We start from the raw sequence: 12,334 nt of genomic DNA, 5'->3' as shown, positions 1-12,334 counted from the left end.
CGGTGTAGAAGCATGCACCGGGCCCCATCCGTTACCCTTCGGCCCATGCGCGTTTTTCACAGCCTGGCTTTTGCCGCCTGCACCGCCGCCTTGTTGGTGCTGAGCGGTTGCGGCACCTCGCGGCCCCCAGCTCCCTCTTCGTCGTCGTCGTCTTCATCGGCCCCGGCCCCCACCCGCACCACACCGCCCCTGACGGCGGACCAGGCGCACGACATCGCCATTCACGCACTGGGACTGGTGGGCACACCGTACCGCTACGGCGGCAACACACCTGAGTCGGGTTTTGATTGCAGCGGGCTGATTGGCTATGTGTACCGCAACCAGGTCGGCACTCCGCCGCCACGCACGGTGGCGCAACTCAACAACTGGGGATACCGGATCGACGGCAAGGAGCTGCGCACTGGCGATCTGGTGGTCTTTGGCACCGGTCGCCAGCCCAACCATGCGGGCATCTACGTGGGGGAAGGGCGATTTGTGCACGCGCCGTCCACGGGCGGCACGGTGCGGCTGGACCATTTGCAGTCGCGCCACTGGGCACGGCAAAACGCGGCATTCCGCAGGCCTTGAGTCTGGCGCGGCGGAGCTCGTTTTCCGACGCACCCGTTGCGGCTACTGCCGCCGCGTGCCACTGAAGCGCAGCGCCTTCACCACCAGCTGAAACGCGGGTGAAAGCTGGCGCTTGCTGGGGTAGTACAGATGGTAGCCCGCAAACTTGGGGCACCAGTCCTGCAGCACGCGCACCAGCCGGCCCGCATGGATGTGCTGCATCAGCTCGTCCTCAGGCAGGAGCGAAAGGCCAAGCCCCGCCAGCGCTGCATCAACCTGCGGCGGCGCGGTGTTGAAGATCAACGGACCATCCACGCGCACGTTCACCTTGCGGCCGCGTTTTTCGAAGTCCCACACATACAGTCCGCCCGACGTTGGCATACGCTGGTTAATGCACTGGTGCGCGGTCAGGTCGCCCGGCGCCCTGGGGATGGGATGGCGCTGGAAATACTCAGGTGACCCCACCACGGCCATCTGCAGCGGCGGGCCGATGGGGACCGCGATCATGTCGTTGTCGATGGTGTTGCCCATGCGCACGCCTGCGTCAAAACGGTCGGCCACGATGTCGCGAAAGCCGTAGTTCATATCGAACTCCAGCTTGATGTCCGGGTACTCGCGCAGAAGCGGCATGAGCTTGGGGAGCAGCACCGTGTGCATCACGTTGTCACCGCAGGTGATGCGCACCGTGCCCGCTGGTTTGTCGCGCAGTTCGGTCAATGCGGCCAGCTCGGACTCGATCTCGTCAAAGCGATGGCCGATGGCCTTCATCAGGCGCTCGCCAGCGGTGGTGGGCGCCACGCTGCGCGTGGTGCGCGTCAGCAGCCGGATCTGAAGGCTTTCTTCCAACCCGCGGATAGCCTGACTCAGTGCTGACTGCGTGACACCCAGGGTACCCGCAGCCTTGGTGAAACTGCCCTCGCGGGCCACCGTGACAAAGGCCAGCAAATCGTTGAAGTTGCGTCTTGGCATGTGATCCCTGTGCCCCGTTTTCTCACCATTTATTAATTGGCTAATAAGCGCATTAAGCATTCATTATCTAGTCAACCTGCGGCCAGGTGCGCAAAATTCCTCCAAGGTGACTGAGCGTCGCCCGACGAGTCCACGGCGGTATTTCGCCGCCTTGTACAACCCCAGGAGATAGACCCATGAACACGCTTATCGACCACACCTCCGGCTCACTCCGGATGCCCGCTGCCAGTGCAGGTGATCGCCGTGAATTCCTCAAGGCTGCAGGCGCAGGGGTGGCCGTGGCCGCTACTACCGGCATGCTGACCAACGCCAGCGCATCGACCCAAGCTGCCACCGGTACGAAAGCTGCGGCAAGCCTGCCCAGCGGCGCCGACAACTTCTACATCAGCCGGAGCGTCACGATGCGCCCGGTGCGCTTTCAAAGCCAGTACCAGATGGCAGTGGCGGGTAACCTGTTTGTCCCGAACAACCTCGACCGCAGCCGCAAGCATGCCGCCCTGGTAGTGGGCCACCCCATGGGCGCCGTCAAAGAGCAAAGCGCCAACCTGTACGCCACCAAGATGGCAGAGCAGGGCTACGTGACCTTGTCGCTGGACCTGCCTTTTTGGGGCGGCAGCGAGGGCCAACCGCGCAACGCCGTGTCGCCCGACCTGTATGCCGAAAGCTTCAGCGCTGCGGTGGACTTTCTCAGCAGCCAGGCCTTCGTCGACCCGCAGCGAATCGGAGCCATCGGCGTGTGCGGCAGCGGCAGCTTTGTGATCAGCGCCGCCAAGATCGACCCGCGCATGAGGGCTATCGCGACGGTGAGCATGTACGACATGGGCGCTGCCAACCGCCACGCGCTGCGCCGCTCGCAAACGCTGGAGCAGCGCAAGCAGATCATCGCCACCGCTGCGCAGCAGCGCCAGGCAGAGTTCAACGGCGCGCCAGTGCAAACCACCGGCGGCACGGTGCTGGAACTCACGGCTGACACCCACCCCATCCAGCGTGAGTTCTTTGATTTCTATCGCACGCCGCGCGGCGAGTTCACGCCGCCGGGCGCGTCACCCCGCACGACGACGCAGCCCACGCTCACGAGCAATGTCAAGTTCATGAACTTCTACCCGTTCAACGACATCGAGACGATCTCGCCGCGGCCCCTGTTGTTTATCGCCGGCACCGAAGCGCATTCGCGCGAGTTCAGCGAAGACGCCTACCAGCGGGCGGCAGAACCCAAGGAGCTGCACTGGGTATCCGGCGCCGGCCACGTGGACCTGTATGACCGGGTGACGCTGATTCCGTGGGACAAGCTCACGGCGTTCTTCGGCAAGCACCTGGTTGCTGCGAGCGCCGGGTGACAGAGCGGAAAGCCCTCCAAGCGGCCCCCGGTCTCGGCGCTTGCGACGCCCCACTGCAGGCTGAGCCAGGGGCACGCCAAGAGCATTGGGGAGGCGTCTTTGCGATGTCGTTGTGCGTATTCGCACTGATCGCATCCGAGTTCATGCCGGTGAGCCTGCTCACCCCGCTGGCGTTTGACTTGAAGATCACCGAGGGCATGGCGGGCCACGGCATCGCCATCTCAGGTGCCTTCGCTGTGGCCACCAGCCTTGGCATCGCGACCGTGGCCGCCCGGGTGCGCCGCAAGACCCTGCTGCTGGCGCTGACCGCGCTGATGTGCGTATCAGGCTTCGTGGTGGCCATCGCAGACACCTATGCCACCTATATGTCCGGGCGCGCGCTGATTGGCGTGGTGGTTGGCGGCTTCTGGTCGATGTCAGCCGCAACCGCGATGCGGCTGGTAGCCCCAGCGCACGTGCCGCGTGCACTGGCCATCTTCAACGGCGGCAACGCACTGGCCACCGTGATTGCCGCCCCACTGGGCAGTTACCTCGCATCCGTCGTCGGCTGGCGCGGCGCGTTCTTCAGCCTGGTTCCCATCGCAGTCATCGCGTATGTGTGGCTGTGGTTCAGCCTGCCGGACATGGAGATCCGACAGCGTGAGGCGGGCTCCAGCGCTTCAGTGTGGGCGCTGCTCCAGCGCAAGCGTGTGCTGCTGGGCATGCTTGCGGCGGGGGTGTTCTTCATGGGGCAATTTGCACTGTTCACGTATCTGCGGCCCTTTCTGGAAACGGTGACGCAGGTTGACGCCACCACGCTGTCGCTGGTGCTGTTGGTCATCGGGGTGTCGGGTCTGGCGGGCACAGTGGTGATCGGATGGTTTTTGAAGAGGCGCTTTTACGGAACGCTTGCGATCATTCCTGCGGTGATGGCAGCGATTGCACTGGCGTTAACCGTGGCGGGTCCGTCGTTGGCAACCACCACCGTGCTGCTGGCGTTGTGGGGTCTGGTGGCCACCGCCGCCCCGGTGGGCTGGTGGAGTTGGATTGCCCGCAGCCTGCCGCATGACGCTGAAGCTGGCGGCGGCCTGATGGTGGCGGTGGTGCAGGTGTCGATTGCGCTGGGTGCCACCGTTGGTGGCGTGCTCTTCGATACGAACGGGTACTCCAGCGTGTTTGCATTGAGTGCCGGGCTGCTAATGCTTGGCGGATTTCTGGTGTGCCTGACGGCGCGCGCTGACAGCACCACTGCGATAGGAGACATGACATGACCTGTTTTACAGCTTTCCAAAATTCCACGCCCGTTGCCCGCAACATCCACGCACGCTCTCGCCGCACTGCACTGGCGGGGATGGGTCTTTGGGCCATGGCCGCGATCGCGTTCTCGAGCACAGCCCACGCGCAGCCAGCGACCAGCCCGGCGGCCCAAACCCAGCCACCCATCCGCGCGTGGATGACCATCGGCCAGCGCCGCTTTGGCGTCGCGCTGGCGGATACGGCAGCGGCACGGGCGTTTGCAGCGGCCATGCCGCTGTCGCTGGAGATGGCTGAGCTCAACGGCAATGAAAAACATGCCGATCTGCGCGAACCGCTGCCCGCCAACGCCGCGCGGCCGGGCACCATCCGCAGCGGCGACCTGCTTTTGTACGGCACCCGGACCGTGGTGATCTTCTACGCCACATTCGACTCGTCCTATTCCTACACCCGCCTGGGTCAGGTAGACAATCCCGCTGCCCTCACGCAAGCGCTGGGAACGCAGGGTGTGCGCGTCACGTTCTCGCTGCAGTAGGCTGGCTCTTGTACCTCCAAACATGCCAACGCAATCAGTACCTCGACAGGAGATGCAGTTCATGAAAATTGAGTTCCGCGCGGACAGCACGGTGATCGCGCTGGGGGAACTGGAGGACAACGCCACGGCACGCGATTTTGCGACGCTGCTGCCGGTGTCGCTGCGGCTGCTGGACTACGACGCCACCGAGAAGATTGCAGACCTGCAGAGAACGCTGACCACGGCCAAGGGAGCGCAGGTGTCGACACCGGTAGCGGGCGATATCAGCTTCTACGCGCCATGGGGCAATCTCGCCATTTTTTACCGGGACGGAGTGGAGTCGGAGGGCCTGGTGCTGCTCGGCCGCCTGGTGTCTGGCGTACAGGCCTTTCAGCGCCCGGGCCCGCTCCACGTCATGATCACCCTGGCACAGCCGCCCCACGCATGACGCTGCGCCACTTACACGCTTGTTGAAAGGCTGCTGATGGCCGCCGCGGCGACAATCGGGGCCACCATGACCCACGCACACCGCTCCGCCAACCCCATCTCCACCCACGACACCACGCGCATTGATGACACGCGCATCAAGGCCGTGCGCCCGCTCATTACGCCCGCACTGCTACAGGAATGGTTGCCCACACCGAACGCAGCGCAGACGCTGGTCGAAACCAGCCGCGCAGCGATTTCCCGCATCCTGCATGGGCAAGACGACCGACTCATCGTGGTGGTGGGGCCGTGCTCCATCCATGACCACGCACAAGCGATGGAATACGCGCACCAGCTCAAGGTGCAGGCCGATGCACTGCAGGACGATCTGCTCATCGTGATGCGCGTGTATTTTGAAAAGCCCCGCACCACCGTCGGCTGGAAGGGCTATATCAACGACCCGCACCTGGACGGCAGCTTTGCCATCAACGAAGGGCTGGAGCTGGCGCGCCAGCTGCTGCTGGATGTGTTGTCCACAGGGCTGCCCGTAGGCACCGAATTTTTGGACCTGCTCTCGCCGCAGTTCATCAGCGACCTGGTGAGCTGGGGCGCGATTGGCGCGCGCACCACCGAGAGCCAGAGCCACCGCCAGCTGGCCAGCGGCCTCTCATGCCCCGTGGGCTTCAAGAACGGCACGGATGGCGGCGTGAAGGTGGCGAGCGACGCCATTCAGGCCGCACAGGCATCGCACGCCTTCATGGGCATGACCAAGATGGGACAGGCCGCGATTTTTGAAACGCGCGGCAATCAAGACTGCCATGTGATCTTGCGCGGCGGCAAGCAGCCCAACTACCAAAAGGCCGATGTCGATGCCACCTGCGCTGTGCTGAATGCGGCAGGCCTGCGCGAGCAGGTGATGATTGACGTGAGCCATGCCAACAGCAGCAAGCAGCACCAGCGCCAGATCACCGTGGCGGGCGAAGTGGCCGAGCAGATTGCAGCGGGTGATGCGCGCATCACGGGCCTGATGATCGAAAGCCACCTGCAGGAAGGGCGCCAGGACATCGTGCCCGGCCAGCTCCTCACCCACGGCGTGTCGGTGACGGACGCCTGCATCAGCCTGGCGCAGACGGTGCCGGTGCTGGAGGGTCTGGCGGCGGCGGTGCGTGCCCGCCGTGCATCTACTAAAAAATAGGCACTGGTAGCACTGGTAGCACTGGCACCACCCATAGCGCTGTGCTCAGCGCGCGCCGCCCGACGCGTCGATATTGCGTGCGGTGCCTAGCAGCGTGGCGCACAGCGTTTCCTGTCCTTGGCTGTCCACGGCAAACACGTCGGATGCGCACACCGTGAGCAGGCGCCCTGCGTCGATCACCCTCCCCCGGGCACGCAGGCACTGGCCTTTGGCAGGCGCCACAATTTTCAGGCTGGCGTCTACCGTGGCGTTGACCCAGCCGGGCGGTAACACGCTGCCTGCGGCCGCCACCGCAGCAAAGTCAGCAATGGCAAACACGGCCGTGGCCTGCAGCTGGCCTGGGCGAAAGCTGAAGGCTTCGGTCACCGGGATTTCCATTTCGACCTGACCCGGTTGCACGCTGACAAAACGCAGCCCCAAGGTACGGGCCATGGGCATGTCCAGAACAAGGGCCTGCAAGGCGTCGAGCTGGGTGGCGGCAGACGGGGAGGAAGCCGGGGAAGACAAGGAGGTCATGGGCTTTGCATTTGTGAGGGTGGTAAAAAAGCGTTGCCGGACAACGGGTCTGGCAGGCTCGTTCGGATATCTGCAGACCCCCACACTAGCAAGCCTCGTGTTGCGCGAAGGTTGCCAACGCGACTCCCGCGCTTTGGTCTGGGGCAAACCCGCATGGGGCGCCACGGCAGCACAGGGCCCAGCGGTGTAGCATTGCCGTTTTAAAGTTGTGGCCCAGGCCCTTTTGCCCTACAACCGCGATGTTGCTGCTGCCCAGCACGCACCGCATCACTGCCTGATCCCTTGTTGTCGACACTGCCCCGCCCCCTTGCTTGCTGCCCTGCTGTGCTGGACTCGCTGACCTTGCGCGCGCCGATGCGCATGGCGGGCCTGGCAAGTAACTGACAACCATGTCGCCCCCAGCGCAAGCCCCTGCTGAAGCTGCTCGGCTTCAGGCCCTGCAGTCTTACGCGATCCTTGACACACCGGCCGAAGACGGCTTTGACCAGCTGGCTACGCTAGCGGCGCGCGTGTGCGCATGTCCCATGGCGGTGGTCAACTTCATCGACAGCGAACGCCAGTGGTTCAAGGCGGCGGTGGGTGTGCCGTTTCAGGAGACAGAACGCGCCATTGCGTTCTGTGCCCACGCGATCGACGGCAGCCGAGAGCCCGTGGTGGTGCCGGACGCCACCCAGCACCTCACCTTTGCACGCAACCCGATGGTGCTGGGCGAGCCGCACATCCGGTTCTATGCGTGTGTCCCGCTGGTGAACCACGACGGCTTTGCGCTGGGCACATTGGCAGTGCTGGACACCATGCCCAGGGTCTTGGCGCCCGAACAGATCGAAAGCCTCAAGATCCTCGCTGGCCAGGCCATGGCGCAGCTGGAGCTACACCGTCAGCACCGCCTGCTGGCTCAGATGGTGGACGAGCGCGACCAGATGCATAACGAGATGCTGGCGCAGAGCGAGGCCTTGCGCGTGGCCGGGCAGATTGCGCGTATCGGCGGCTGGATCGTGGAGCTGCCCAGCCTGCAGCTGACGTTGTCGCAAGAAATCGCCGCCACCTATGGCCTCACACGCCGCATGAGCGGTGTGACTCAGATCCTCGATCTGTACAAACCTCTGTACCGTCAAACCATGCAGCAGGCGTTTGAAGACTGCATCCTCCAGGGCACGCCGTTTGATGTAGAGGCCGAGGTGGTGATGCCGGGGGACCGCCACTTCTGGGTACGCACTGCGGGCCAGGCGGTGCGCAATGCGCAGGGGCAGGTCATCCGTATTCAAGGCGCTTTTCAGGACATATCAGCCCAGCACCTGGCCAACGAGGCCCGGCATGTGAGCGAGGAGCGCTTTCACCTGGTGTCGCGCGCCACCGCCGATGCCGTGTGGGACTGGAATCTGCACACCGACGCCATGTGGTGGAACGAGGGCATGCAAAATCTGTTTGGCGTGCCGCTGGATGAGTTGCCACCCAACAGCACGTCTTGGGTGCTGCGGCTGCACCCGGACGACAGCGAAGCGTTGCTGGCAGATATTCACCGCGCCATTGAGGGTACAGCCAACCACTGGTCTGCCGAATACCGCTTCAGGCGCCAGGACGACAGCTATGCCTGGGTATCCGATCGCGGTTTTCTCATCCGTGACTTTGAGGGCAAGGCCGTTCGCATGGTAGGAGGCATGGCCGACATCAGCGCGCAGAAGCTGGCAGAACTGGAAGCCCAGCGCGATGCGCAGAACCATGCGGATCTTCTGCAGGTACAGCAGCGCATTTCGTCGCTCGACATGCCCCTGCCCGAGGTATTGCAGCTGGTGGCCGACACCGTGCTGCGCCAGACCAGCGCGCGGGGTGCCATGGTGGAGCTGCTGCAGGGACGGCAGCTGGTGGCGCAGGCATCTGCGGGCGACCATGTCCGGCCGGTGGGCAACATGCTGCCGGTGGACCGGAGCATTTTGTGGCCCGCCCTGCGCGAGGGGCGCACCGTGGTGTGCAACGACACAGAGGCAGAAGGCTGGGACATGGCGTCCATGCCACACCGCCACGGTGTGCGCTCGGTGATGGCTGTACCGCTGCGCGCGGGCGAAGCGGTGGTGGGTTCGCTAAAGGTCACGTCTGACAAGGTCAACGCTTTTTCGCAGCGCGATGTAGCTCACCTGGAGATCCTCACCGAGTCGCTGGGTGCCATGGTGCAGCTGCGGCATGTGGCGGGGCAGCTTCATGCGTCCGAGCTGCAATACCGCATGCTTTTTGACGAGCACCCGCACCCCATGTGGGTGTACGACAAACAAACGCTGCGCCTGCAGGCAGTGAACCGGTCGATGGAGATGCACTACGGTTACACCGAGGCCGAGCTGCTGACCATGCACATGACGGACCTTTGGCCCACTGAGCGGCGCGAGGCCATCAAGGCCAGCATCGACGCCATTCCGATGGACCAGCGCAACACACCGGTCATCAGCCGCCATGTCAAAAAAGACGGCACGTTCATGGATGTGGAGATCACCGCCGGCAGCATCAGCTTCAATGACCGCCCCGCGCGCCAGGTGTTGGCTACCGACGTGACCGAGCGCCTGCGCACCGAGCGCGAACTGGCCCGCATGGGCCGCGCACAGCGCCTTTTGAGCGCCTGCAATGAAACTTTGGTGCGTGCCACCTCGGAAACCACCTTGCTGCAGGCCATCTGCCAGATTGCGGTGGACATTGGTGGCTACCGCATGGGCTGGGTAGGGTTTGCACTGGACGATGAACGCAAGTCCATCCAGCCCGTAGCCCACGCGGGCCACAACGAGAATTACCTGGACAACCTGCAGCTGAGCTGGTCAGCCGACGACACGTACGGCCGGGGCCCTGCGGGCATGGCGGTGCGCTCGGGCAAGCCCGTGATCGTGCAAGACATCCGCGCCGAGGGCGACTTTGCCGACTGGACTGAGCGCATGCTGGACAACGGCTTTCATGGCGTGATCTGCCTGCCCCTGCGCGACCGCGACCAGCACCGCACCTTTGGCCTGCTGTACCTTTATGCGCCCGACATCCTGCAGATCAGCCCCGAAGAGGCGGCGCTGCTGCAAGAGCTGTCCAATGACCTGGCCTTTGGTATCACCAGCCTGCGTGCGCACAAGGCGCAGCAGCGCTTGCAGGCCTCGGTGCTCAAAGTGGCTGCGGCGGTATCGGCCAGCACTGGCACCGAATTTTTTGTGCAACTGGTGCGCAACATGGCCGATGCGCTGGGTGCACAGGGCGGCTGTGTGGTGCGGCTGCTGCCCGAGGTCAAGGGCCAGCCTCCCCACGTGATCACCCTGGCTGCGGTGCTGGACGGGCAGATGCTGCCCAACGACGAGTACACGCTGGAGGGCACTCCCAGCTTGCAGCTGATGTCACAGCGCGAATACGTGGTGACCGACCGGGTACAGCTGCTGTACCCCGATGCACCCGTGCTGCGGCATGTGGGCGCACAAGGCTATGTGGGTCAGCAGCTGTGCAACGCCGACGGCGAAGTGGTGGGCATCGTGTTTGTGCTGTTTCGCCAGCCGGTGGCCGAGACAGGCTTCATCACCTCGACCTTGCAGATTTTTACCGCCCGCGCGTCCGCTGAAATCGACCGCCAAATGGCCGACGCGCGCATCCGCCACCAGGCCTCGCTGCTGGACAAGGCGCAAGACGCCATCCTGGTGCGCGACCTGGAGCACCACATCATTTTCTGGAACAAAAGCGCCGAGCGCCTGTATGGCTGGTCCCAGCTACAGGCGCTAGGCCAGTCGATTGAAACGCTGCTGTACGAAGACCCGACCCAATTTCGCCGCGCCACGCAGGCCGTGCTGGACCATGGCGAGTGGACCGGCGAGATCGTGCAGCGCCACCGAGACGGCAGCCCCATCGAAGTGGAAGGTCGCTGGACCCTGGTGCGCGGGGACGACGGCAAGCCGCAGTCCATCCTGGCCATCAACACCGACATCCGCCAGCGCAAAGCCAGCGAACGCGAGATCCAGCGCCTGGCGTTTTATGACGCGCTCACCGGTCTGCCCAACCGCATGCTGCTGATGGACCGCATGGGCCATGCGCTGGCCAACGCCCAGCGGCGCCAGCAGGGCGGTGCACTGCTGTTCATCGACCTGGATAACTTCAAGACGCTGAACGACACCTTGGGCCATGACCAGGGCGACCTGTTGCTACAGCAGGTGGCCCAGCGCCTGAGCACCTGCGTACGCAGTGTGGACACCGTGGCACGCCTGGGCGGCGACGAGTTTGTGGTGATGCTCGAAGAGCTGAGCCCCAAGCCCCAAGAGCTGGCCATCCACGCACGCAGTGTGGGCGAAAAGATTTTGACCACGCTGGCCATGCCCTACGCACTGGCCTCCTACCAGTACCGCAGCACGCCCAGCATTGGCATCGCACCGTTTACCGGCGACGAGACCAGCGTGGGCGAACTGCTCAAGCAGGCGGACCTGGCCATGTACCAGGCCAAGACCGCAGGCCGCAACACGCTGCGCTTTTTTGACCCCGACATGCAGCAGGTGGTCACCGCCCGCGCGGCGCTGGAGGCCGACCTGCGCTCGGCCCTGGCGCAGGACGAGTTCTTGCTGCACTTTCAGCCACAAATGCACCAGTCGGGCCGCTGCGTGGGGGTGGAGGCGCTGGTGCGCTGGGCCCACCCGCAGCGGGGCATGGTGTCACCCGCGCAGTTCATTCCGCTGGCCGAAGAGACCGGGCTGATCCTGCCGCTGGGCCGCTGGGTTTTGCACATGGCATGCAAGCAACTGGCGCTCTGGCAGGACGACACGGCGCTGGCCCACCTGACGATGGCCGTCAATGTAAGTTCTCGCCAGTTCCGCCATGCCAGTTTTGTGGACGACGTGGCCCGGGTTCTGGCCGTGACGGGTGCCCCGTCACACCTGCTCAAGCTGGAGCTGACCGAAAGTGTGTTGGTAGAAGACATGGAAACCACCATCGCCACCATGACCGCTCTGCGCGCCTACGGCGTGGGGTTCTCACTGGACGACTTTGGCACGGGGTATTCGAGCCTGAGCTACCTCAAACGCATGCCGCTGGACCAGCTCAAGATCGACCAGAGCTTTGTGCGCGACCTGCTGACCGACCCCAACGACGCCGCGATTGTGGAAACCATCATCGGCCTGTCGCGCAACCTGGGCCTCGACGTGATTGCCGAAGGGGTCGAGACGGCCGAGCAACGCGATCTGCTGGCCCTTGCAGGGTGTCAGCTCTACCAGGGCTACCTCTTCAGCCGCCCCCTGTCTGTGGACCTTCTGGAGGCCTTCCTGCGCCCTGTGGCTCCTTAGGCGACTCTCAAGCCACGCCAGCGGCCGTTGAAGGCGCCCCATCGACCATCCCACCGCAGCCTATTGCCTGCGGTTTTTTTTCGCCTGCAGGGGGCCCTGTGCACGGCTGGCGAGGGCACGTCCAGCGCTTTGGTGCGCACTGGCTGGACCTACGCCGCAACGCTGCGCCTTTTCCTGTCGGCCTTTGCGCACTTTTGGGCGCAACCGGCCGGCGCACGCCAAAAACTCAGACCTCACCCAACCAGCTGCACCGGGGCGCAAAAGTTCTCCCCTGTCTTCTTCTTATGTTTTCTATATATACATAGTCGTAGTAGTAGAAGGCCGG

9 protein-coding genes are annotated in these 12,334 nt (G+C 64.1%); 7 read left to right on the top strand and 2 right to left on the bottom strand.

Features of this window, described 5'->3' with window-relative positions; translation table 11 throughout:
- The first annotated feature begins 45 nt into the window (after positions 1-45).
- Entirely contained in the window at positions 46-567 is a 522-nt protein-coding gene (locus tag ACK4OE_RS01395; protein ID WP_409882517.1) for a C40 family peptidase, read from the top strand.
- A 42-nt stretch (positions 568-609) separates the two neighbouring features.
- Here ACK4OE_RS01395 and ACK4OE_RS01390 read toward each other — a convergent pair whose 3' ends face one another.
- Positions 610-1,515: a LysR family transcriptional regulator gene (locus ACK4OE_RS01390; protein WP_409882516.1), complete on the bottom strand. Its 906-nt coding sequence runs from the start codon at positions 1,513-1,515 to the stop codon at positions 610-612.
- A 176-nt stretch (positions 1,516-1,691) separates the two neighbouring features.
- Between ACK4OE_RS01390 and ACK4OE_RS01385 the strand changes: the two genes are divergently transcribed.
- The 5 genes from ACK4OE_RS01385 (at position 1,692) to ACK4OE_RS01365 (ending at position 6,220) form a co-directional block, all read left to right on the top strand.
- Positions 1,692-2,852 carry an alpha/beta hydrolase gene (locus ACK4OE_RS01385; protein ID WP_409882515.1) on the top strand — a complete coding sequence of 387 codons (1,161 nt, stop codon included), beginning with the start codon at positions 1,692-1,694 and terminating at the stop codon, positions 2,850-2,852.
- Positions 2,853-2,956: 104 nt separating this feature from the next.
- On the top strand, positions 2,957-4,102 hold the full coding sequence (locus tag ACK4OE_RS01380) for an MFS transporter (protein WP_409882514.1): 1,146 nt from the start codon (positions 2,957-2,959) through the stop codon (positions 4,100-4,102).
- Positions 4,099-4,620, top strand: a complete 522-nt coding sequence (locus ACK4OE_RS01375; RefSeq protein ID WP_409882513.1) for a cyclophilin-like fold protein — start codon at positions 4,099-4,101, stop codon at positions 4,618-4,620. The genes ACK4OE_RS01380 and ACK4OE_RS01375 overlap by 4 nt, the downstream gene beginning before the upstream one ends.
- Before the next feature lie 61 nt (positions 4,621-4,681).
- Positions 4,682-5,047, top strand: coding sequence for a cyclophilin-like fold protein (locus tag ACK4OE_RS01370; RefSeq protein ID WP_409882511.1), 366 nt, complete (start codon positions 4,682-4,684; stop codon positions 5,045-5,047).
- 66 nt (positions 5,048-5,113) lie between these two features.
- A complete protein-coding gene (locus tag ACK4OE_RS01365; protein ID WP_409882510.1) occupies positions 5,114-6,220 on the top strand; it encodes a 3-deoxy-7-phosphoheptulonate synthase in 1,107 nt (368 codons plus the stop codon).
- 45 nt (positions 6,221-6,265) lie between these two features.
- On the opposite strand, the gene ACK4OE_RS01360 is transcribed toward ACK4OE_RS01365, so the two are convergent.
- Positions 6,266-6,736: a PaaI family thioesterase gene (locus tag ACK4OE_RS01360; RefSeq protein WP_409882509.1), complete on the bottom strand. Its 471-nt coding sequence runs from the start codon at positions 6,734-6,736 to the stop codon at positions 6,266-6,268.
- 389 nt (positions 6,737-7,125) lie between these two features.
- On the opposite strand from ACK4OE_RS01360, the gene ACK4OE_RS01355 reads away from it, so the two are divergent.
- Positions 7,126-12,009 (top strand): EAL domain-containing protein, encoded by a 4,884-nt coding sequence (locus ACK4OE_RS01355; RefSeq protein WP_409882508.1) that lies wholly within the window; start codon positions 7,126-7,128, stop codon positions 12,007-12,009.
- Positions 12,010-12,334 lie beyond the last annotated feature (325 nt).

The organism is Acidovorax sp. (assembly GCF_046314175.1).
GTDB lineage: Bacteria > Pseudomonadota > Gammaproteobacteria > Burkholderiales > Burkholderiaceae_C > Acidovorax.
This window is presented reverse-complemented; position numbering and strand designations above follow the sequence as displayed.